The organism is Sphingobacterium sp. HSC-15S19 (assembly GCF_050433745.1).
GTDB classification, from domain to species: domain Bacteria; phylum Bacteroidota; class Bacteroidia; order Sphingobacteriales; family Sphingobacteriaceae; genus Sphingobacterium; species Sphingobacterium siyangense.
Genome location: NZ_JBNPWQ010000012.1, coordinates 39507 through 62932, shown reverse-complemented (window position 1 = coordinate 62932; position 23426 = coordinate 39507). Strand labels below are relative to the sequence as shown.

General features: G+C 43.6%; 23 protein-coding genes. 8 read left to right on the top strand and 15 right to left on the bottom strand.

The genetic code is table 11. The features are described from left to right. Positions 1-5 precede the first annotated feature (5 nt). Together L1283_RS11705 and L1283_RS11700 are read left to right on the top strand one after the other, a co-directional pair. Complete coding sequence (locus L1283_RS11705; RefSeq protein ID WP_145330200.1) at positions 6-1010, top strand: metallophosphoesterase; 1005 nt, start codon at positions 6-8, stop codon at positions 1008-1010. Positions 1011-1026: 16 nt separating this feature from the next. Continuing rightward, a complete protein-coding gene (locus L1283_RS11700; protein ID WP_139145000.1) occupies positions 1027-1239 on the top strand; it encodes a hypothetical protein in 213 nt (70 codons plus the stop codon). Between the two features lie 116 nt (positions 1240-1355). On the opposite strand, the gene L1283_RS11695 is transcribed toward L1283_RS11700, so the two are convergent. After that, complete coding sequence (locus tag L1283_RS11695; protein WP_257786987.1) at positions 1356-1490, bottom strand: hypothetical protein; 135 nt, start codon at positions 1488-1490, stop codon at positions 1356-1358. Between the two features lie 29 nt (positions 1491-1519). Further along, positions 1520-2083, bottom strand: coding sequence for a biliverdin-producing heme oxygenase (locus L1283_RS11690; protein ID WP_088161405.1), 564 nt, complete (start codon positions 2081-2083; stop codon positions 1520-1522). Positions 2084-2337: 254 nt separating this feature from the next. On the opposite strand from L1283_RS11690, the gene L1283_RS11685 reads away from it, so the two are divergent. After that, a complete protein-coding gene (locus L1283_RS11685) occupies positions 2338-2778 on the top strand; it encodes an antitoxin Xre/MbcA/ParS toxin-binding domain-containing protein (RefSeq protein ID WP_115048458.1) in 441 nt (146 codons plus the stop codon). Between the two features lie 2 nt (positions 2779-2780). Continuing rightward, the gene (locus L1283_RS11680) at positions 2781-3233 is read left to right on the top strand and encodes an RES family NAD+ phosphorylase (RefSeq protein ID WP_145330202.1); all 453 of its coding nucleotides are present in this window, start codon (positions 2781-2783) and stop codon (positions 3231-3233) included. 148 nt (positions 3234-3381) lie between these two features. Here L1283_RS11680 and L1283_RS11675 read toward each other — a convergent pair whose 3' ends face one another. The 9 genes from L1283_RS11675 to L1283_RS11635 form a co-directional block, all read right to left on the bottom strand. Further along, positions 3382-4629, bottom strand: a complete 1248-nt coding sequence (locus L1283_RS11675) for a S41 family peptidase (RefSeq protein ID WP_145330204.1) — start codon at positions 4627-4629, stop codon at positions 3382-3384. Between the two features lie 196 nt (positions 4630-4825). Continuing rightward, on the bottom strand, positions 4826-5968 hold the full coding sequence (locus tag L1283_RS11670; protein WP_429626115.1) for a cytochrome-c peroxidase: 1143 nt from the start codon (positions 5966-5968) through the stop codon (positions 4826-4828). An 8-nt stretch (positions 5969-5976) separates the two neighbouring features. Further along, positions 5977-6897, bottom strand: coding sequence for a hypothetical protein (locus L1283_RS11665; protein WP_145330206.1), 921 nt, complete (start codon positions 6895-6897; stop codon positions 5977-5979). A 162-nt stretch (positions 6898-7059) separates the two neighbouring features. Then, positions 7060-7629 (bottom strand): hypothetical protein, encoded by a 570-nt coding sequence (locus tag L1283_RS11660; RefSeq protein ID WP_075992426.1) that lies wholly within the window; start codon positions 7627-7629, stop codon positions 7060-7062. Between the two features lie 67 nt (positions 7630-7696). Continuing rightward, positions 7697-8683, bottom strand: coding sequence for a hypothetical protein (locus tag L1283_RS11655; RefSeq protein WP_145330208.1), 987 nt, complete (start codon positions 8681-8683; stop codon positions 7697-7699). Positions 8684-8721: 38 nt separating this feature from the next. Then, on the bottom strand, positions 8722-9459 hold the full coding sequence (locus L1283_RS11650) for an HmuY family protein (RefSeq protein ID WP_145330210.1): 738 nt from the start codon (positions 9457-9459) through the stop codon (positions 8722-8724). A 273-nt stretch (positions 9460-9732) separates the two neighbouring features. Then, positions 9733-10356, bottom strand: a complete 624-nt coding sequence (locus L1283_RS11645; RefSeq protein ID WP_145330212.1) for a hypothetical protein — start codon at positions 10354-10356, stop codon at positions 9733-9735. A gap of 29 nt (positions 10357-10385) precedes the next feature. Beyond that, complete coding sequence (locus L1283_RS11640; protein ID WP_346068652.1) at positions 10386-11141, bottom strand: HmuY family protein; 756 nt, start codon at positions 11139-11141, stop codon at positions 10386-10388. A gap of 47 nt (positions 11142-11188) precedes the next feature. Beyond that, positions 11189-13567: a TonB-dependent receptor gene (locus L1283_RS11635; protein ID WP_244294562.1), complete on the bottom strand. Its 2379-nt coding sequence runs from the start codon at positions 13565-13567 to the stop codon at positions 11189-11191. A gap of 312 nt (positions 13568-13879) precedes the next feature. Between L1283_RS11635 and L1283_RS11630 the strand changes: the two genes are divergently transcribed. The 4 genes from L1283_RS11630 to L1283_RS11615 all read left to right on the top strand — a co-directional run bounded on the left by L1283_RS11630 (position 13880) and on the right by L1283_RS11615 (position 17653). Then, positions 13880-14737 carry a heme/hemin ABC transporter substrate-binding protein gene (locus tag L1283_RS11630; RefSeq protein ID WP_145330214.1) on the top strand — a complete coding sequence of 286 codons (858 nt, stop codon included), beginning with the start codon at positions 13880-13882 and terminating at the stop codon, positions 14735-14737. Between the two features lie 5 nt (positions 14738-14742). Further along, positions 14743-15774, top strand: a complete 1032-nt coding sequence (locus L1283_RS11625) for a FecCD family ABC transporter permease (RefSeq protein WP_145330216.1) — start codon at positions 14743-14745, stop codon at positions 15772-15774. Between the two features lie 33 nt (positions 15775-15807). Beyond that, positions 15808-16599 (top strand): heme ABC transporter ATP-binding protein, encoded by a 792-nt coding sequence (locus tag L1283_RS11620; RefSeq protein ID WP_145330218.1) that lies wholly within the window; start codon positions 15808-15810, stop codon positions 16597-16599. A gap of 91 nt (positions 16600-16690) precedes the next feature. Then, positions 16691-17653 (top strand): helix-turn-helix transcriptional regulator, encoded by a 963-nt coding sequence (locus L1283_RS11615; RefSeq protein ID WP_075992433.1) that lies wholly within the window; start codon positions 16691-16693, stop codon positions 17651-17653. An 18-nt stretch (positions 17654-17671) separates the two neighbouring features. Here the strand turns inward: L1283_RS11615 and pdeM are convergent, their stop codons facing one another. From pdeM to L1283_RS11595, 4 genes are read right to left on the bottom strand one after another with little or no spacing between them, the layout of a single operon-like run. Further along, positions 17672-18334, bottom strand: a complete 663-nt coding sequence (gene pdeM / locus L1283_RS11610) for a ligase-associated DNA damage response endonuclease PdeM (RefSeq protein ID WP_312460018.1) — start codon at positions 18332-18334, stop codon at positions 17672-17674. Beyond that, positions 18331-20793 (bottom strand): ligase-associated DNA damage response DEXH box helicase, encoded by a 2463-nt coding sequence (locus L1283_RS11605; protein ID WP_429626114.1) that lies wholly within the window; start codon positions 20791-20793, stop codon positions 18331-18333. Before L1283_RS11605 ends, pdeM begins: the two co-directional genes overlap by 4 nt. 19 nt (positions 20794-20812) lie before the next feature. Then, positions 20813-22393 (bottom strand): ATP-dependent DNA ligase, encoded by a 1581-nt coding sequence (locus L1283_RS11600; RefSeq protein WP_145330224.1) that lies wholly within the window; start codon positions 22391-22393, stop codon positions 20813-20815. Between the two features lie 7 nt (positions 22394-22400). Beyond that, positions 22401-23399 carry a ligase-associated DNA damage response exonuclease gene (locus tag L1283_RS11595; protein WP_145330226.1) on the bottom strand — a complete coding sequence of 333 codons (999 nt, stop codon included), beginning with the start codon at positions 23397-23399 and terminating at the stop codon, positions 22401-22403. Between the last annotated feature and the right edge of the window lie 27 nt (positions 23400-23426).

The following is a 23426-nucleotide window of genomic DNA, read 5'->3' as shown; positions in this document are numbered from 1 at the left end:
TATTAATGAAACGCAGAACTTTTATGAAAAATTCCCTGGGCACGGCGATTACAGCCGGCCTGGGCGGAATTACGCTCAGTAGTTTCGGTCTGACAAAACCTACGCAACTTGAAAGCGAAGATATACAACAGCTTTTGAAACCCAAAGATGCCTATGATCTTCATTTTATGGCTGTAGGCGACTGGGGACGCAATGGTGCCGACCATCAGTTGGCTGTAGCGGGACAGATGGGCCAATGGGCCGATCAGCATCCCAATGACTTTATCATTTCTACCGGTGATAATTTTTACCCTTCCGGAGTGGTCAGTGAACATGATCCCCTGTGGCATTATTCGTTTGAAAATATCTATACCGCATTTTCGCTGCAATGGGACTGGTATCCCATTTTGGGAAACCACGATTATAAATCAGATCCCGATGCACAGGTACGTTATAGTACGATCAGCAGACGTTGGAAGATGCTTGCGCGTTATTACAGCAAGACATTTGCACTTAAGGATGGAAAAAAAGTACTGATGGCCTTTATCGATACTAATCCGATGATTCCTGAATTTTACAGTAACAGCGAGTATGGGCCACATGTTGCGGGACAGCAACCCGAGAAACAGCTGGCCTGGCTAGATCAGCTACTGGAAAACTCGGATGCCCATTGGAAAATTGTCGTCGGTCATCATCCCCTGTATACGGCGGGGCCGCGGACGACGAATTACGACACCCTGGCAGTTCGAAAAGTCTTGGAGTCTATCTTTGAAAAGCGGGGAGTAGATATCTACCTTTCAGGACATGAACATTCGTTGCAGCACTTAAAAGTGGAAGGCAAGAAGTTTCATCAGTTTATCTCAGGGGCAGGATCAGAGGTAACGCCTGTAAAAACCGATCTGCCGTATAGTCGTTTTGCGAAAGATCAATACGGGTTTTTCTCTTTCTCGATCAGTAGCGAAGAAATAGCTTGTCAGGTTATCAGCCATGAAGGTATAGAGCTGTATCGGACAGTGCTTACAAAAGTATAAGGTAATAGGGCAGGAGGTGTGGAGCAGATTCGTACTTGCTTCGTACCTGCTTCGTACCTTATTCGGATGTGATACAGATATTGTACAGCTGCTGAACAGCTATCGTACAGACCCTGAACAGGAATTACCTGGTCGGAATTTGGTCAATAGTGGTTACCAGATTGTCGAGCTCCGAAGGTGGTCCGAACACAATACGAACACAACCCGAATACATTGGCGCTCGAGGTAAAAAAACACAGACTAGTCTAGGCTAAAAAAGCGGATTGGATTGAAAAAGGTCTGATTGGATAGAAGCATTCATCTGACGCATTTTTTGCGCGTCAGATGAATGCTTCATACGTTGTGTTAAATAGATATGCTGCAGGACTTCGCTGCGAAAAAGAATACAGCGAGCCATACGAGTCCTTTGGCCAGAAAGAAGAGAAATGCTCCAATTCCGGCACGCTTAAGCCATTTAGATTTGTTGTCTTTTTGCTCCATTTATGGGATTAAACACGAACACTCCAATTTTAGTTTGCACTGGCAATAGGAGTGAATACTTCGCCAAAGTTATAAAAAGTTTGGTTAGCAATCTCTACTGCGCGATCATAAGTTGCCGGATCTTCGGAATATTTGTTCAATACCGCTGTAAATCCAGCCCACATGTCACGGCTATTTTCGCCATAACCTTCAAAAAAAGAAGTTCCTTTGGTAACGCCATATTTGTTGAGCATCTGCACGATATACGGACCACCCATGATTGAACCTTCTAGGACATATAATGATGCAAGTGCTTCCTGTACATTTGCTACAGCTGGAGCATTTGCTTCTGGCAGGTTATCTACGTTGCCACCCAAAGCTTCGATATCGCTTTTGATGTAAGATGAGTTGCGGCGTTCGGCCAAATCTGGCAATACTTCTGCGGTAACAAAAGGAGCGATACTATCTTCTACGGCGCGGAAATAAGCATAAAAGCCTTTCAATACTTCTGCGTAATCTGCTTCTGAACGAATATTTTTCAATTGGCGCACGATCGTTCCTTCTACGTTTTGGTGAGCTGCGTGCGTTTGCTCTTTGATATGTTGACTTAACATGTTCTTATTTTTATTTATAACGATTCTATACAAAGATTCGTATTTATTTCCACAAATTTATGCTGTTTTCTGCTTTATCATCTATGAAAAATGGTAGATTTTAGCGAAAGATATGATCCGCACTATGGTTACCAAAGAAATTATGCTTGGAGCAATATAATTGAGCTATGTGAAGTTTCTGGATGATAGGAATATTTTCCTTGTGTTGTAGGAAAATATTTAGTAATTTTAAGTGGAATAAAATTTGAGACAAAATGACAACGCTTTCATTAAATAGCAAACAGAAAAAGATAATAAAGGAAATACCTCCCGTAGGGGATTCTTCTGGTATTTATTTCTATACTGTCAAGTCAAATTTTGATTCAGAATTCATTCTAATATTAGACAATATCATTGGATTGAATGATATTACGTTGTCTAAATGGTTGAATATTACGCCGAGAACTTTCCGGAATTACAAAAATAACAACGAATTGATTCTAAAGGATAATATTAAAGAGCATATCATTCTTATTTTATCACTTTATAAACACGGTATTGAAGTGTTTGGTCATGTTGAAAATTTTGAGGCATGGTTGTCCGAGAAGAATTATCTATTGGATAATTGTACACCGGCTAGTTTTTTGGAAACGATTTCAGGTATCAAATTTATAGATAACAGACTTACTGCAATGGAGTTTGGTGAAAATGTTTAAACATGTTGGTATATAATATACGTAAGTCTAGATATGCCAATACACTGCAGGCATCGGGAGTAGCCAATCGGTGGAACAAAGATGATGAGTACGTAATTTATACAGGTGAATCCATCGCATTGTCGACTCTGGAGCTTGTAGCGCACCGTAGTTCGATTATCATTAGATCCGATTACAAGTTGCTGTTTATTCAATTAGCAATTGAAGAGTCAGATATTACAGTCGTGACCATTAATAACTTGCCCAAAAACTGGAAATCGATTGAAAGCTACCCAGCTCTTCAAGAAATTGGGTCAAAATGGTATAAAGAAAGAAAAACATTGCTTCTCCAAGTACCTTCTGCACTAGTTCCTTGGGAGCATAATTATTTAATCAATACTTCGCACCCCGCATTTTCCAGTAAGGTGAGCATTCTTTCCACCGAAGATTATATCTGGGACAATAGACTCTTGTAGTCCTTTTCAAAGCTTTTGTAATCTCCTGTCCAGCTTCATGTAACTACGCGAATAGTCATCTGCTGTCAAGTTTATACGCAAAGCATATGACCAATATGCCCGTATACTTGGTTTTTAATATGAGCATCTACAGTCGGATCGCTTCTCATTACTTTAACCTAAAATTTGTTTTAAGTAGCAAATTTTCTTCTGCTGGCATCGAAAAATAAGTAACCGACGAAATTGCTGTGAGATTTTCGTCTTTTGTAATGTCTTTTAGCGCTGCTGCAAGCCAGGCTTCTTTTGGATCCCCGGGATGGCGGGATGTTTCTACCGGAGCTAAGGCCAGGTCGACGGGGATGCCATCAAAATAATCACACCAGCCATTGGCATTCCGGATGAGAAATGAAGCCAGGTATACATCGCAATCTCCTATGTGGACTGAAAAAAAACCTACAGGTTTGCCAAAAGTCTGCTGGCCAATCAGGCGTATCGGAATATAAGGTTTGAAGCTGCTGATCAGTAATTCACTTGCCGAAGCCGTGCGTTCAGATACAATGCATGATAGCTGCTGTAGTGAATTGAAATGTCCCTTTTTGATAAAATAATGCGTATTGGCTTTTTCACTATAATCTACATCGGCGAGGGTGGCAGGGCGTCCTTTGTATTGAACCACTTTGCCATTGGCATCCAGATAGGGTTGTTTGAGGAGTAGTTTTGCTTTGCCTTGCTGTACATTCGGATGAAATTGCTCGCTGAACATAACTTTTTTATCCAGTTTGGCTGGGCTAATGAGGTTGGCTAAATATTCTGCGGTCTCCACATAACCACCACCGTTATGACGTAGATCGAGGATGAGATGAGTAACTTGCTTTTGAGCCAGTTCGGCTGCAAGCTGATCCAGTTCGGCCTTTACTGTCTGGAGCTGGGGAAAGGAGGGAATGTAAACATAAGCAATCCGTTTGTTTCCAACAGACCAGTAGGACAGGTGTGTAGCATACCTGTAGGGTGTTTCTATGCTGGCTATGTGACCACTACTTTTCTTGTCGTTACGACGACGCTCCAAATATGAATATTTGGGTTTATTGGGGATGGTCGACAATTCGTAAGGTCTATCTTTCTTGTGCAAAGCGTATTGGCTGAGCGCAAAAAGTGCCCGCTCATAAGCCGTTTGTTCGGGGTCTATCTGTGCATATTTCGTCCGCGGATCAAAAGTGCTATATGATGGGAGAGATTCCTGCCAGCGATATAGCTGTTTGGCATACAGGTAGATTGAGTCGAGAGTCAATTCTTTTTTTGTTCCTGTTTTTGGACTAATAAATTCATCGGGCAGAGTTGTTGTTTTACCGCCGTTCTGACAAGCTGTTATAGCAGTTATTGTAACTAATAGACCAACTATTTGGCTGATTCGACTCATTATATAATGTGCATTTTGTTCCTTGTCCTTGTAGTTGATTCGCTACAAAATGGATAATTATCTGAAATTTAATACTTTTTTACTTTTTTATTTAATATAAAAGTCTAAATTTGTGCCAATTTATTTAATTTTTGATGCCTCCGCTACTGTGGAGTACTCAAATGTCCCAAAGGTATCCCCTTTGGGATTTTTTATTTTAGGGCAATACTGGCCGCTCGGTCTTAGTCGGTACGCTCGATAAGCTCTCCAAAAAAACCAAGATATTTTCCTGTTCTTTACTGCTCAATCGTACATTTTGAATATGCGGCGATAAGGTGCCATTGATCTGTTGTCCTGTCTTTTGGGGCATGCCCTGACTCAGCAGGTTGATCAGTTCACCTAAGCTCGAAATACTACCATTGTGCAGGTAGGGTGCAGTATGGATCACATTGCGCAGTCCCGGCGTGCGAAATTTACCTTTGTCTGTTTCCAGTCCTGTTGCCTCAAAGCGACCATTGTCCAAGACACCTTTGCTGGTAACAGCATAACCCAGGTTATGAAAATCGAGATCGGTAAAGAAGGCACCATTATGGCAGTTGATACATTTTCCTTTGGTCCGAAACAGATGGAGGCCTTCAAGCTGTGCATCGTTTAATGCCTGGTAATCTCCTTTGATAAAACGGTCAAAGGCGGTTTCGCCACTACTAATTGATCTTGAATACGCTGCTATGGCATCCAGCAATCCTTCGACGCTCATCGTCTGGCTCGAATAAGCCGCCTCATATAAACGAAGGTAGCCTGGTATAGCTTGCAGCTTAGCGGGTAAAGCAGCTGTATTGCCGCCCATTTCGATGGGGGAGTTGATGGCTTCGGCGATCTGCTCTCGATAAGTCATTGCGCGGCCATCGTGGAAGAGTTTGCCTTCCAGGTACCAGGCATTTTCCATGGAAGGTGTATTGCGGTGATGCAGTGCGATACCATCTGCCGTTGTTTTTTGGTCGATCCAGTAGGTGTCCGGATTATGACATGAAGCGCAAGTCTTCATGCCATTACCGGTGCGGGGGTCGAAAAATAAGGCTTTGCCAAGTGCTATTAGCTCGGCCTTATCTTTCGATGGGTTTTCGGGTAAAGCGGCCAGTTCACGTACCTTGATATTGTTGTACCAAGCGGCAGCTGGCCATTTTTCTGCCGATTTACTATATTGTTGGCGTAAGGTTTCTTCTGGCAAAGTAGGAGCTGTAGGCTCTTCTGGAACAGAAGCGCTCTTGCTGCAACTGCATAGTATCAGTGCCACGAAACATGCTACGATCAATTGCCTTCCGTGATAGCGAAAATACGCGCTCAAAAATATCCTAGGCAAGACGTTAATTAATTTAAAGTGATACTAAAATCACCTTCTGACAATAACTTCCCGTTTTTATCCATCATCTTCAAGGATTTAATTGCGTTTCCCTGTACAGATACGGGAATGGGTAGCTTTATTGTCATCGTTGCAACATCAAACACTACATTGTTGATAGTATATTCGTTATTGAGGTTATCAGTCGCTATAAAATGGTCAAAATCTGCCTTGAAATAAAGTTCATAAGTCTCTTTACTATTTATGTTCAGCACCAGGTCGCCGCCCTTTTTGCCAGTATAAAACATACCTTGCCATTGTATGACGTTGTATAATGTTGGTAAGAATACTTCAAAAGCATCGGTGAGTTTCGTGTAACGTCCGGAGATCAGTTTGATGTGGTATTTGCCTGGTTTGAGATCTTCTGGAGTATTAAATTGTGCGATAAAAGATGTTGGAGGTTGAGAAAAAGAAAGTAAGGTCTCTTTTCCATCCTTATCGACCAGATAGCCCTTGGTTTGCGCCTCGTCTGGCAAAATATTTTCTCCTCGTATTACCAAATCCTCATTTTTTGGGTAACTAAGGTAATATTTGCCTTCGAGCAGATTCATTTCTGCCTGTACCAGCGGCTGGTTGTACTGGAATACCAATGTATAATTTTTGCTGGAACCATCTTGTGCCCGTACGGTATAGGTAATTGGTTTTTCAGATTGCAATTGTATAGCGGTACCAGATGCAGGCGTAATCGTAGCTAATTCCGAAATTTTAATCGTAGGTGTAATGCTTTCGGGTTGCTCCACTAAGGGTGGCCAATATAGGATAATCTGGTCATTCACAATACTGGCTGACAAGGTTTTGCCATCAGCATCCTGAATGCTAAAGGATTCGATGTCGTTGTAGGGTAGGCTGGGGTATTCGGTTTTACAGGACCAGCATGTTAATGCTAGCATAAAAATAGCTAGGAATTGAATGATATGTATTTGTTTTTTCAAAAATGAGTGTTGCATAATTTTTTTTGGTTAAAAAATCGTTATGCGGATGATGATTAGGTTATAAAGATCCGCAACCCATCCACCAGGTTGCGGAATCTTTCATTCATTAAATAGGAAGGACTATAATGCCTTAACTTCGATATTGGTATCTGCTTTTACTTGTAATTGACCTGCCACTACTTGTTGGCCAACATTTGTAAAATTAATTAACTTAACAGCATACGAAGCTCCGGAAGAATTTCCGACCAACACTGTCAAAGGTTGGATTGCTTGGTTTGCATGGCTATCTAAATCATATTCATACCATTCGCCACTACCCTGTGATGATACTGGAGTCGCTGTTGCCCAATCTGATGCTGTAACGGAAGCGATGTCTTTTGCTACCGTTCTGATCGAATAAGATCCATTAGCCTTGATCGAACCATTTACATGGCTAAAGAATGCAACTTGGCCAGAGCTACTTAAGCTTTGTGCACCTGTAGCAAGGTCGACATATACTGCAGGCCAAGTTGCTGCAGCTGCTGGGCTCCACCATTGACCTACAACAGTGTAGTTACTATTTGCCTTAGCTTGGTTCAGCGCTAAAGGAGCTGTTGCTGATTCTGTTGTTGGGGCTGCTGCCCATACTGCTGCCGATAGCACAGTCACGGCCATCGCTGATTTTAAGATAGTTTTGATGTTTGAGTTCATGTTGAGATCTCCTCTTGTTTTAATTTATTTAATTTTGATGCCACCATGGCATACTGTGGATGCTTGTTTATGATTCCGTTATTGTACTTGGAGACAACTGTGTCTTTACAACATCGGCCCAGTCTTTAAATTGGAATTTGATCTGTAAGTTATCAAAGGTTCCGATTGGAAGATTTGTTGGTAAGGAAACCGTCATTTCGGTACGGTTATAAGATTTAATGGTCAATGGATAATCCTTTCCATTGAGCGTCATAATAACAGCTGTCGGATCTAAAATCACTTTATCTAAGTTGGCTTTAATGGTCCAGTCCTTATTTTTTGCCAAATTTAGACCCGATAAGCTAACAATTACATCGGGTTGACGATATGTAATTTTGAGCGGATTGGCTAATGTAATGGTATGGTTGATGTTGGTCACCTCTACATCATAAGTGCCTGCTTTAATATCGGATGGAATGCGGTTTTCCCGTTCGGTACCCGTATAGCTTAATTGGTATCCAATCACCGAAACTTTCAAGCTATTGGGCGTAGCCATCTTAAATCGCTCCTTGGTTTCTTGATTAATCAATGCAATACTCACCAATGAAGGATTGGTATGCATAAAGGTTCCATTAATCGCCGGGAAACCAGCGCCAGGACCTTTTGTAAGCGAGATAGAAGATGTCGATGCAAAAGTCGCTTCAAAAGATGGTGTACTTTGTAATTCAATCTTTAAGCTATAGGTTCTTGTGGTACCTGTAGCGGACTTTACGGTATACGTCTGGTTTTTTTCATCTGTTTTAACAGGTAAAATTTCTTCGGCTATACTCGCTCCATTGGAGAGTGTAATGCTCGGATCTATCACCAATAGCCCATAATAGTAAGGGACATATACCGTAATGGTATTGGCCTCATTGTCGATGGCTCCATAAATAACTTCGTCATTTGGAAGATTGGTGACTTTGTATTCCAGTATTTTGTCTGCTGGAAGTAAGGCTAATTCTTCCGTTTTGGTGCAGCGGGTTAGCAGCAATCCTACAAAAAGGAAGCTTAAAATGCTGTATATTCTTTTCATGTTAGTTAGTGTCTAATAAGTAAGCTATGCTTATTTTTTTAGTTAGCGATTGTAAATTTGGTACTACCAGCTTTGGCAAGTACATATTGGAAAGAAAAGTAGGGTGTAGGCGAATTTGTATACCAATCCTTCGAATCGAGCAGATCTTTGTAAATGCTTTGCATTTTGATCTTAGCATAGTTTCCATTCGCCGTACGGACGACTAGGGTATGATCTTCTATAGGCCAACAAACGTGTTTTTTGTTTTCAGCACCACCGCCTTTGAACGTACCGTTAAAATCATACAGATACCAGCCCAAACCTTCTCCAAAATCACCGGAGTTATCAGTACCGTATGCTTTTTCACCTTTGCGGAACTCCGCATCTGAAGGAATATCGATTACATCTTCAAACTTTTTCTCGACAATCAGCACACCACCTTTGCCTGGACCACCTTTACCAAATCCGTTTGCTGTGTTGTTGCAGTTGATAAAGCTGCGGAATATCCCCGAAAATGACATATCCCAGCGGGCGGTACCCACGTAGTCGGATGTAACGGCTTTGTTCTGCTCTAAGCTGTAATATATTGGCGATTGCTCTGTTGTAGGTTCACTTCCCGAAGGTAGGTCTTCTCCGAAATTCTTAACCGTAATCAAGCGGTTGAACATCGTTTCCGGAGTTATGGGATCAGGTTCGGGCTCTACCACAGGGGCGCTCTTGCTACAGGCCCCCAACACAATTAAAAATGCCAATACCGGTATGAATTTTAATAGGTTACTGCGTTTCTTTATTTTCATTGTTACTAGTTTTTTGTGTTAGTCGATACTTTGTCCCTTTTCTATACATGTAGTAGGGCTGTTAGTATGTTATTTTTATTTAAATTGATTCTAAATAATAGTAAAGATAAAATCTTTTGCTGATAAAGTGTGTATGAAAATTGGTATTTAATATATTTTTTTCGGTTTTTGATTTTTGGTTAACAAAGGCAGCTGGAATTTTAACCAGCTGCTTTGCTAGTATGTTTCTTTAGACCTTCTCAATAGACCTTCTCAAACTTATATTTCAGTTTACTACTGTTTAACAAACTTTTTAAAATTGATGTTATAGGTTGCATTTCCATTAGCTGCAGTAATGCCGCCTGCTTGAATTACATAGAGCTCTTCTGCTTCGTTATTTAATTTCTCACCTTTGTACATAACGATGTAGCGATTAGCAGTAGGGTAGACAGCGTGATTGTTTGCAAAATCATAGATGATCCACGTCGGGCCTGTTACAGGAGCTCCAGCACTTGATGCGTCAATGCCTAGTTTGTCAGTCAAAGTGATGTTGACCGTTAATACCGATGCTAGTGTCAGCTTTTCAATACTCGTGTTTGCCTGATCAAAATAGCCCATTTTATAATTATCTGATGAAGTGTTTTGCAAAGTGGATCCATACATTCCCGAAAGATTGATCATACTCTTAGCTTCTTCCTGAACAGCATTTGTTTTAAAATCATAAAAAGTTTTTACGCCTGAAGGAACTGCGATTGTTGCAGTTGCAGAAACAGCTGTCTCATCACTAAGTTTTGGGTCCTCAGGCTTTTCTTCTGGTTGCTCGGTTGGCTCCTCTACCACTGCCTCATCCTTGCTACAAGAAGTAAAACCTAAACTCAATGCACATAGTAGTGCTGCTGTTGTAAATAATCTATTCATCTTTAATTTAATTGTGTAATTTTTCCTTATTATAATGTGTTTGTATTTAAATCTTTGCTGCCATCCTGCTGTACATAATATTTAAATGTATAGTACGGGGCAGGCCAATTGAGGTTGGTTACCGCCGCTGGATTTCCCTTATAGGCATTGATCAGTTGCAACTTGGCATATTTGCCATCGGGTAAGCGAATTGCATAGGTGCGATTGGGGAGCGCCTGCATAATATGGGTGCTCAAACTATAGCGAAACCAGCCATCCGAACCATCGGTTGCTGCCCAGCCAATTTTGTTTACTTCACTTTTATTAAACTCTTCATCCGAAGGGGCCACAGTGACACTCTGATAGGCTTGTCGCAGTAAAACCACAGCGGTATTATTTGCCTGGCCACCATAACCTGGATTGTATTCATGCTGGGAATTGTTCACATAGATCTCCGAATTGTAAGGACCTGTAAAGGCAATATCCCAATCTTTTGTTTTAAGCCACTGCGCAGAATCGGCTTTGGTCTTAACCCATATTTGCTTTTGGTCTTTAAAACGAAAAAGAAATATAAAAAATGGTCTTTGCTCTTTTCCTTCAGTACCTTCGCCCATGGCTGCATCGGTATCGCCAGCAAGATCTTTGATCAAGGTACTTTTGCCATCTTCTAATCCGATCGTATAGTCTTTGTCTTTCCCACAGGATACCACTGTCAATAACAATAGTGCTGAAAAAATACAACGGTCAATCTTGTGAAAGGAAAGCCAGATGCTACATTCTCCAATAATCATGCGAATCGTTCTCATCTTTTATCTTGTACTTTGTGTGCTAAATTCTTGTTCATTAGTCCTTATTATTCTTTTATCCAACGGTAGCTGACGCCGCCCATAATAACACGTCCAGGTTGCCCAAGTAAATAACGGCTTGTAAAATTGAATAGATTGTCACCGATTAGACGCAGTGTCAATCTGCGGTTCATCAGACTCTTTTCTACCGTCATATTCACCAGTGTGTGATAGGGAATAAAGATGTCATATTTGTCGATAAACTGGTTGCCATTATATTCCTGAAAAGGTGTGGCACTTCTGAAATTGACACGCGCATTGACATTGACGCCCCAGGGTTTATATTCATATTGGGCTTTTGCGTTGAACATGTGTCTCGAACGGTCCTCAATACTCCAATAATCCGATTTTTTACTCTGGCGATATTCGCCCGTAGCGGGATCGTTGATCTGGTTATAGGGATAACTTCCCTTGGCAATACTATCCAAAACACTCAGGTCTTTGGCAATCAGGTATTGATAGCCCATCGACAATTGCAGATCCTTGGTTGCCTGATAGGTCAATGAAACTTCGAAACCTTTATTCATGGCTTTGGGCAGGTTGCGGTAGCTATAGATCTGTGCTACTTTGGTCCCGTTGCCCACACTGACTGTGTTGATCTGATTGTTGATCCGATGGTAGAAGACGGAGAAATCGGCCTGAAATCTATTGGACGGACTCCAGGTAAGTCCAATATTGTTTGAAATGCTGGTTTCGGCTTTGAGGTTGCCCGCCACCAAATTCAGCATATAGCTGTTTTTATAACTCAGTTCTCCGGCTTGATCCATGGCTGCAATCACATCGGCTAGGCGCTCTGAACCGACGACCAAATAGTTGGCTGCTGGATTGAAAAAGACCTGATAGCGCATCTTATAGTCGGGAGCCTTGAATCCTGCTCCGATACCACCTTTGATCAAAAGTGTAGGACTGACATGGTATTGTAGACCCAAACTTGGACTCAGATGGCCATTGTAGACATTGGTCTGATCGTAGCGTAAGCCTAGCGTCGTTAATAAGCGGTCTACAGGTTTCCATTCGGTCTGCAAATAGGCAAATGCGCTGTTCAAAGAGCGCTTGGCATCCAGATCCTGGTTGTCCATCAGTTCAAGGCTACCACCTATACCACCGGTAAGTTTAACCTGCTGTGCGGGGCTATACGCAAATTGCTGTTCAATGCGGTGTACATTTTGACCGAATTGCTCGGCACTTGCAACAATACCTTGTTGCAGCCATTGTGCGGCAATCTGGGAATGGAAACGCGAGAAATAGTAGCGCGTCATACTGCGCAGTCCCGACTCGAAATTATGGTCGTAACTTGCCGAAAGGTTGATGTCCTGATCTTTCTGTTTATCCTGTAGTGTGGCCGACTCTGACCATGCATTGATCATTTCAGATTCTCGGGCTGCATAACGCCCTGTAACGCCCAAAGTGCCATTTTTGCTTGTACGATAACGTACTCGCCCCTGGAAACTATAGTTGGTATAGGGTGGAAATGTGGTGCTCTTGGAGTCCAGATACTGCTTGTCGGTATTAAAACCATCCGTGCGGTAGTAATTGCCCGAAAAAACGGCGCTCCCGCGTTGATTAGCAAAAGGTGTTTCTGCTTCCAACGTTGCATCAACGGTATTGAGACTGCCATAAAGAAGCGATGCCTGTGCCTGTGGTGTGATTGCACCATGGCGTGTAATGATATTGATCGCACCACCCAATGCGTCACTGCCGTATAAGCAAGAGGATGCGCCTTTGATAATTTCGATACGTTCGATGTTGGTCACCGAGATACGGGATAGGTCAAAATTACCACTGTTTCGCCCTAGCATGGGTTGTCCGTCTACAAGGACCATCACGTAGTTGCTGCTGAACCCCTGGATCTGTACACCAACAGCTCTGGAGCCCCCGGCAATATCGTTAACGATGGCGATACCCGTCTGTTCTTTTAAAACTTCATCCAGACGGCGGCTGCCCATAAGCTCAATTTCACGTTTAGTGATGACTTTAACGGGCATGGCGGCATTTTCGGCCTTAACGAGATTGTCTACAGCCTGCACTTTACCCTGTACATCAACTACATCCATCTGCCGTTCTTCAGCTTTTAACACAATGTTCAACTGCTGATTTTTGTCTTCCAAATCGATAACTTGGCGGTACTGCTGATAACCCATGGCCTGTACCTGTAATTCGTAGCGTCCCGCATAGAGCTGACTGAATTGAAACCTACCTGCAGTATCTGTTTTAAAAGCATATTTGTCCGGATAAAGATATACGGTCGCATTGGCTACGCCTTTATTGGATTCGTTTTTCAATACACCGGAGATTTTCCATTTTTCCTGTGCTTGCAGGGTATAAACCTGGCAGGCACATAAGGCGATCAGGGTGCTTGTTCGAATAGATGAGATGCTTCTAAACACTATTTTTATTTTTACTAATTCTAAATAATGTAACAAAAAACGGTAATCCGTCTGAATTTTTCTCTATGCAAAATGTCATAAATTCTATTTAATCCGTTTTTTGTGAACTGAAAAGTAGTTTATTTTAAGAGGTATAATACTGTTTAATAGTGTTTTATAGTCTTTTTTGTGTTGTAGTGTGCTATTCTAAAAGATTCGATATAATTTGTATTTAGACTGATTATTGATTTGTTTTGTACTCAAGTTGAACGGCGAGATGCGAAAACCATTCCTGGAAATCCGCTATCGCCATCATGGAGATAAAGAATTACGATGAGTAGATTTTATGTTGTTATACTGTGTTTTGTGATGCAAATCGGTGGATGGGCGACGGCACAGCAGAGAATCATTACGTTAAACAGTTCGTTGACCGAAACGATCTACGGACTGGGAGTAGGCGAGCGCATGGTCGCTACCGATGTGACAAGTATATCGCCCAAAGCGGCTGCAGCCTTGCCGAGGGTAAGCAAAAATCGGTCGGTTTCGGCCGAAGGTCTGTTATCTTTTAAACCAAGCATCGTCATTGCGAATGAAGGCGACGTATCCAAATCGGTCATTCAGCAGATTCGTGCGGCTGGTGTGAAGTTTGTCTCCATTAAACCAAACTATTCTGTTCCGGGTGCACTTCGTTACATCCAGGAGGTGGCAGATGCCGTCGGTGAATCTGCTGCCGGTAAAAATCTGGTTTCCCGCACGAAAGTAAGCTTGGATCATACCATGGAATTAGTAAAGAAGGAAAATCAGGGTAAAGCGGCGCCCAAAGTATTGTTTTTATATGCGCGTGGTACCGGTACCATGAGTGTGGCAGGTAAGGGCAGTAGCTTGGATGCGATGATTAATCTGGCTGGTGGTAAAAATGCGGTTCAGGAATTTTCGGATTTCAAACCCTATACGACGGAAGCGCTGGTGCAGGCCAATCCAGATATTGTGTTGCTATTTGATTTTGGCGCGAGTAGCCTTGGCGGTGAGGATGCTATCCTCAAATTGCCGGGCATGCGTATTACGAATGCGGGTAAAAACGACCGTATCTTGGTGATGAATGCCTCACTACTGGTAAATTTCAGTAACCGGCTGCCAGACGCAATCTTAGAATTGCACCGTGGATTTGGAAAAGTGATGGATTCAAAATAAAGCCGGTGCAAAAGAAACAGAAATTTATCCTATTGGCTTTGGGCCTGGTATTGGGTGTTGTAAGTATTGTTGCCTTGGGGCTGGGGGCATACCATATTCCGTCCGCTGATATCTTAACGATGTTGACACAAAAGTTGCACTTGGGGAGTGTCGAAGCTGTGCGCAATATGCAAGGAGATGTTCTTTTTGAGATTCGTATGCCGCGTCTTTTGCTTGGACTTTTGGTGGGTGCAGCACTTGGTATATCGGGTGCTGCGATCCAGGGTATATTCCGCAACCCCTTAGCGGAACCCGGATTGATCGGGATTTCTTCTGGAGCATCCCTTTTTGCAGTACTGATCATTGCCTTTGAGACTTTTCTCTTCACCTCTTTAGCGGCCTGGATTGGATACTATATATTGGCTTTTGGTGCTTTTGTGGGCGCTGGTTTAACCGCTTTTTTGGTTTACCGTATCGCCAGTAAAAATGGTCGCCCAAATGTGACGACGATGTTGTTGGCGGGTATTGCCATCAATGCCTTTGCTGGTGCGCTGACGGGTTTGATGACTTATATGTCGACGGAGCAACAGTTACGTACCATCACTTTTTGGATGCTGGGCAGTCTTGGCGGGGCTACTTGGGATAACCTAAGGGCGTTGGCTCCCTTTATTTTGATCCCGATGCTGATCTTGCCTTTTTTTGGAAAGTCATTGAACGCTTTTTCACTCGGGGAGTTGCAGGCAGATCTTTTGGGTATGCGTACTGATCGCGTCAAACGCTGGGTGGTTGTCTTATCCACGCTTGCTGTGGGAGCATCCGTTGCGGTGTCGGGTATTATTGGTTTTGTGGGATTGATTGTTCCACATACAGTTCGCCTGATGGGTGGGGCGGATCACCGATTTGTGCTTCCTGGTTCATTGCTATTAGGGGCACTGGTGTTGACATTGGCAGACGTGATTGCCCGGGTCGCCGTGGCACCCATCGAATTGCCCATTGGCGTGATTACAGCTTTACTGGGTACACCGGTATTCTTGTATATTTTAATCAAAGATAAATAGTCTTTTGGTAGAGGCTTAAAAAATAATCGCATTATGCTACGTGTAGAGAAGATCAACTACGAAGTGAACGGACGAAAGCTCCTGAAGGATATTACCTTTCAGGTGCGCAAAGGGGAAATTCTGGCAATCCTAGGAGCCAATGGCGCGGGTAAATCGACGCTGATGGGGGTGCTTTGTGGTGAAAAAAAGCCGGATTCGGGAGCTATTCATCTCAATGGCAAGGCACTGTCGGCATACGAGCCTGCGGCTTTGGCCAAATGCAGGGCTTTACTGAGTCAACAGCAGCAGATGACATTGAGTTTTAATGTAGAAGAAATTGTGCTGATGGGACGGTATCCGCATTATAAGAATAGTCCGAAACAACAGGACTATAAGATCGTGTCCGAAACCATGGAACTTTGTGGGGTATCTGCTTTTGCTGAACGGGATTTTTTGAGCCTGTCTGGTGGTGAACAGCAGCGTGTTCATCTTGCACGGATCTTGGCGCAGATATGGGATAATCCGGATGCCTTGTTGTTGCTGGATGAACCGATTTCAGCATTGGATCTGCACTATCAGCAGAAAGTACTGGCCATTGCACGGGCACTTGCCCGAAAAGGATTTATGGTGGTGCTGATTGTGCACGACGTCAATTTTGCCGCCATGTATGCCGATCGTATTCTGATGCTCAAAAATGGCCGAAAGCTCTTTCATGGTACCCCGGTGGAGGTATTGGCCCAAAAGGAGATCTATACCATCTTTTCGGTCGAGTCCAATGTCATTATGAATCCAAGAACATTGAAACCCTATGTTCAGTTGGAGGAAATGGATATTGACTTGGATTAACTGTGTTATTTAGAAAGGTTATAAATAATTTTAGAATACCATCTTATTTCGTTAATTTTAACTGCTTCAGGCTTATTTAGGATTTGTAATCATGTTGGTGAAAAGTAAAATAGTAGAGTTGGCAGATTGGCTTTTTGAAGAAGAAATTCCGGATGGCTATGTTCCCGACAAACCTTTGGTCGAAAATAGGATATCCATATCCAAAGATCCTGTCCATATGGAGAATTTTCAGCTATCGACTTCAGGATTGTTTATCTTGCATTCGAAAATGCAGTTTGATCGGCCAGTGCAGGTGCTTACGGAGATCGAAGGCGAGACCATAACCAGCCAGTTTATCTTTTTTAAGCCGACAGATAGCAAATTGCCTTACGGTATGAGCCGGCATAATATACGCTACATTCCTTCGGTCAAATCCATTCATGAAGTGGAACCTGGTATTGAATACACGTATTTTATAGCCGTTATTTCCAAAGAGTATTACCTCAATCTGATCAAACGCGATTCGTTATTGCATCAGCAATTTGTGCATGAGATCGAAAAGGGAGAGTATGTGTCATTTTCGGAGGAGGATCTGATGGCAACCTACGAGATGCAGCATACCATAACTGAGCTGATTGAATCTAAAAAGAAAGGAGAGATCCGTCGATTACATACCGAGTCACGTGTTGTTGAACTATTGATGTATCAGTTCGAGCAATATAACGAGAAGACCGAAAGCAGCGATTCACTCTTTCATGAGGAGGATGTGCAAAGGTTGGAGATGGCACGGCAGATTCTTGAACAGCGTATTGCCAATCCACCAACGCAAAAAGAACTGGCAGCAGAGGTGCTGACGAGTGAAAGTAAACTACGTAAGGACTTTAAGGAATATTTTTCAGTGACCATTCACGACTACCTCACACGGGTGCGTATGGAAAAAGCCAAAAGTTATCTGCTCGAAGATAAAATGACGGTTTATGAGGTGGCCCTGTTGACGGGCTATGGTCATCAGAATAATTTTAGCAGTGCATTTAAAAAATATTATGGGATCTCGCCTGGAGAGCTCAAGATGTAATATAAGCTGGGCCTTGGATTAGTTTTTTCTGATCGGGAAGATGTGATCGTCCGAAATAGCATAGCTTTGATATAGGGAAGACAGGTCTTTACTGTCTAATCCCGTAAAAGTACTAAAAGCGGGAAGGATAATCTGATGATCAGATACGAGAAAACAAGGTAGGCGAACCTGTCGTTTCGGTGGAATAACCAAGCTTATACCCGGATGGATATGCCCACTAATCCGAAAAGAAGATGAATCTGCTGCATCAGCGGGATGGTGTTTAAACTGAATCTGTTGCGTTTCAAGAATTTCCTTGTGATGCACTATACCGAAACGGGCGGTCATTTGTTGTGATAAGCGGTCGTGATTGCCTTTGACAAGATGAAGCTGGAGCTCCGGGTGTCGTTGTCTGAATGATTCCAACAAAAGTACTTCCTGATTGATGCCTGCGTGAATAAGATCGCCAACAACGATGACTTGTTTGGCTTGATAGTGCGCTATGAGGGATTCCAGTCGATTGAGGTCGGTTATGGCTATATCCATGGGGATGGCAATGCCATGCCTCCTGAAATGTGCCGCTTTGCCAAGATGCAGGTCGGACAAGATCAATGTTTTTTGGTCTTTCCAGTATATAGATCGTTGTGTGTTAAGGGTTAATTCCTGTTTATTGAAGGTAATTGTTTGTTCTCCGATTTTCATTTTCTGCGCTTCTTTTTTTGAGCATTGGTCTTTTCCATGCGTTGAATCTGTTCAATCAAGGCTTCGCTCGACAGCGATTGCCGGAGGCTATCCACTTTTATCGGAAAGCTCAATGGCGTATACTCTTCGACAAAGGTATAGCGTATTTTGCTATGATTGATCCTTTCGAATGCTTTTATTAATCGATGTTCTTCCAGTTGCTGGTTGAACACTTCGGAAAAAGCCTGTTTGAGCAAAAGGTTGGTGGGATCGTGTTCCATCAGTACGCGGAAAATAATTCCTGAGGAGGCCTGCAATGATTTGTTGTTTTGCTGTGTGCCTGGGTAGTTCTGGACAACCAGTCCCGAAATGACGGCGATATCCCTAAATTTGCGACTGGCCATCTCTGCAGCGTTTATACTGCTGATCACATCATCCATCAAATTGGTCCGGCTCAAGAGCTGTTCGAGCTGCATTTGGCTGAGCTGGATCTCTTTGTCAGAATAGAGTTCGAAGCCATAGTCATTCATCGCCATGGAAAAGCTGATGGGATATAACTTGCTGATGCGGTAGGCGATAAGCGCTGCCATGACCTCATGGATCAATCTGCCTTCCAAGGGGTAGAAAAACAAATGATGGCCTTCTCTGGTTTTGATATGTTCGACGAGAAATTCGGCCTCGCTCGGCACGGCCGAAAGTTCGGCCTGTTTTTCGATCAGTGGTGCCAGGAAATGAAGCTCTTTTTCACTTGAAGGAGCTTCTGTTGCCGCAGCCAATTTTTTTCTAAGGAAATGGCTCAAGTTGGACGATAAGGGAAGTCTGCCACCAAGCCAGCTTGGAGTAATGGCTTTACCCGACGAGTTTCTTACGAATACGGTCATTTCCTTGATCATCACAAGTTCGAGTATCCGCCCCGCAAGAATAAAGCGTTCGCCTTTTTTAAGTTTGCTGATAAAGTATTCTTCGATCATGCCGATGTAACCACCGGAGAGAAACTTCACGCGCATCATGGCATCACCGACAATGGAACCGATATTGAGCCTGTGGAGCAGTGCAAGACGACGGTTTTTGATGATCCATTTACCTTCTTCATCTTGGATAACCTTGTGAAATTCTTCGTAGCGTTTGCCTATTTTTCCACCTGCGGTAATAAAATACATGCACCATTGCCATTCTTCCGTATCCATGTAGCGAAAGGCATGGGTATTGGCGACGATTGCATGCAGTTCTTCCGAACGAAATCCTCCGCCCAAGGCGATGGTTACCATGAATTGAACAAGCACATCGAAAGTCTGAACCATGGGATCCCGGTTTTCGATCGTCTGCGTTTTTACGGCCTCTTTAAGGGCGGCGACTTCGATGAGCTCCAGGGAGTGCGTGGGGACAAAATAAATCGTAGAGGTTTCGAAAGGGCTATGTCCGCTTCTTCCAGCGCGTTGCATAAACCGGGCTACACCTTTACTCGAGCCAACCTGTATGACTGTATCAACGGGTTTGAAATCTACCCCTAGGTCCAAGGAAGAGGTCGATACAACTGCTTTAAGTTTGCCGCTGCTGAGATTGTCTTCGATCCATTCGCGGATATGGGCATCAATGGAGCTGTGGTGTAAGGCGATTTGTCCGGCAAAATCGGGGTGAGCCTCCAGTAACAATTGGTACCACATTTCACTTTGACTACGCGTGTTGGTAAAGACGATCGTGCTTTTACTTGCTAGTATAATCGGGACGACCTGATCAACGAGTTTGCCACCGAGGTGCCCTGCCCAAGGAAGGAGCTCCACTGTGCTGGGGAATATCGGTTTGATGGCAATTTTCTTTTTCTCCTTGGCAACGATCTGTATACGTTTTGCAGCTTGTGGAAGCAACACTTCCATGGCTTCATCAAGGTTACCGATGGTCGCTGTGATACCCCAAATGCGCAGGTTTTTCGTATACGATTTCAGAAAGGAAAGTGCCAGCTCGACCATCACGCCCCGTTTGTTGCCCATAAGTTCATGCCACTCATCTACCGTCACACATCGCAGATTTTTAAAATATTTGTCGCGTTGTTTTTGAGCAAGCAGTAGGTGCAGGCTTTCTGGAGTAACGAGCAAAACGTCGGGCATGGAACGGGTTTGCTGCGCTTTAATCTTGGGGTCGGTGTCGCCGTTACGGACCTGTACGATCCAGTCGAGTCCAATTTCGTCTATTGCTGTTTGCATGGCCCGCGCAAGATCTTTGGCCAGGGAGCGCAGGGGTGTGATCCAAAGCAGCTTTAGCCCCTTATGGTATTGCTCTGGATGATTGAGGAAGTCCATTAGTACCGCCATAAAAAGGGAAAAGGTTTTTCCGAAACCCGTAGGGGCAATAACCAGTCCGCTATATCCCTGGGCATACTTTTCCCAGGCCTTGGTCTGAAAGCTAAAGGGGACCTTTCCTTGGGTTTCGAAATAGCCGTTGACAATTCGAAACCCTTCACTATGTGCTAACGTTGTGTTCAATATCTATTGTTTCTATTTTTTACTGTATCAATTTCTTAATCGCTTCAAGATCGTCTATCTCCGCTGCTGTTTTGTCTTTTCGCCAGCGCAATATCCGTGGAAAACGCAGTGCAATACCCGATTTGTGCCTTTTGCTGTATCCTATGCCTTCAAAAGCAATCTCAAAAACAAGCTCCGGTTTGACCGTTCTTACAGGGCCGAATTTTTCCAGTGAGTTTTGTTTTACAAAGCGGCTCACCTCCAGAATTTCTTGATCTGTAAGCCCCGAATAGGCTTTGGCAATTGTTACAAGCTGATCACCGTCCCGTACTGCAAAAGTATAATCAGTATAATGTGCACTGCGACGGCCACTTCCTTTCTGTGCATAAATGAGTACGGCATCAATGCTCATGGGGTTGACTTTCCATTTCCACCAGCCACCCTTTTTGCGTCCTGTATAATAGGGCGAGTCTTTCTTTTTCAGCATCAGTCCCTCGCTGTTTAGCGTACGGGATGTTGCCTGGATATGCTGGAGCGCGGACCAGTCCGCTGCATGTATCAAAAGTGACAGCTGTAATGCACCTGGAGGGTTTGCTGCATAGCATTGCTCCAGCAGCGCACGTCTATAGGTCACGGGCTCATTGCGCAGATCGATGCCGTTCAGTTCCAGGATATCATATAGATAGACGGAAATAGGCACTTCTTCACGCAGTGATTTGGGGATGGTCTTTCGGTTGATCCGTTTTTGCAGCTCGGAAAAGTTCAGCACACGGCCATCTTTGACAGCGAGGATCTCACCATCGAGCACAAAATTTCCTTTCCACTGATTGAGAGCTTCGGTAATTTCGGGGAACTGTGTGGTTACGAGTTCCTCGCCGCGAGACCAAATATGTATCTCGTCTTCGCGCTTGATAAGTTGGCCACGTATACCGTCCCATTTGTATTCCGCTTGCCATTCCGTTATCGGGCCAAGTTCTTCGGGTGTTTTTTCTAAAGGATAAGCAAGGCAGAAGGGATAAGGTTTGGAGCGGTTGGTGTTGCTGTAAGCACCTTTGACTAGTTTGTCGAATTCAACCTCATGTGGATTCCATTGCCCCATAATACTATGTGCCACGGCGCTCGCTTCGGTGTTCGCATAATGTGCGATGGTGTTGATTAGTCCTTTGGCGGAAATACCGAGCCGGAAGCTGCCGCCGAGAAGCTTGTTGAAAATAAAGCGCTCCACTGTGTTTAATGTATTCCAGGAACGGAGCACAAAAACTTTCTTTTCCATTATGGTGGCATCCTGGAGGGCGATGATCTCGTCCATCCATTCGCTCAGACTTTTTTCGATCAGCATTGCGGGCGGTGGTAGCAGTAGGGACAGGGTCTCGGCGAGATCGCCGACAGCGGCATAAGATTCGATAAATAGCCATTCTGGGATTCCTGTAATTTCTAAAGTCCATATTTTGAGGTCCTTTATTGCGATGCTGCGTTTGGGCCTTTTACCTGTCATCAGGGCCAGGAACCAGATTTTGTCTTTTTCTGTAGCCGTTCTGAAAAAGTCCAATATAGCCTCTTTTTTTAAATTGGTCTTGTTGCTGCTATCAAGAGCATTGATCAATGTGGCAAATTCTTTCATAGGCTATCTAAGTTGTCTGGGTTTGCGGATCCTCTTCATCACCATAGTGTGTTGTCACTTCTTCGGCTTCAACGCCGATTTCATTGAGGTATTTGGCGAATGTCGCCGTCTGTCCATGAGTGACATATACTTTTTCGGCGGCACTGCCACGGACAGCCTGTAGCAGACCTGTCCAGTCGGCGTGATCACTGATCGCAAAGCCAGCGTCGGCACTACGCCACCGTCGCGCCCCCCGGATCTGCATCCAACCCGAGCAGATCGCATAAGCTACATGTGGTATTTTTTGAAGCAGTTGGCTTTCCAGCAAGGCTGGTGGAAGCAGAACAATCTGATTGTCTAGTTGTTTGAGGTCCGATTTTAAGTCGGCAATGTGATAGTCCGGCAATTTTATTCCCGCCATACTGTAGGCTTCATTTAATTTGGCAATGCTGTAATGGACATAAACAGGACCTATTTCATGAACAGCGTTGAGGATACGTTGTGATTTTCCAAGTGAATACCCGATAAAAACGGACGTTTTTTTGTTGCTTTGGTTGGTTTTAATCCAAGCTTGTAGTCGTTCATTTTGTGCTTCTACAGATTCCCAACGGTAAATTGGGAGGCCAAATGTACTTTCTGTAATAAGTTCATGGCACTTTATGGGTTCAAAGGGTGTAGACAAGCCATCGTCCTGAATCTTGTAATCGCCCGTAAAAACGACAACTTTACCTTTATACTCCAGGCGTATCTGGGCGGAACCAATAATATGCCCCGCGGGGTGTAGTGATACCCGGACGCCATTGATACATATCGCTTCGTTGTAGGCTAGACCCTGAACCTGAATGTCTGGACCTATGCGGCTTCGTAGGATATTGACCGTAAAATGATGGCAGAGGTATTTCTTCATTCCCACATGGGCATGGTCTGCATGTCCATGGGAGATAACGGCCAGATCTACAGGTTGCCATGGATCGAGATAAAACTTGCCCGGAACGCAATAAATACCTTTTGATGTAAAACGTATCATATCTCATTAAAACAGGCTTCTGTACGC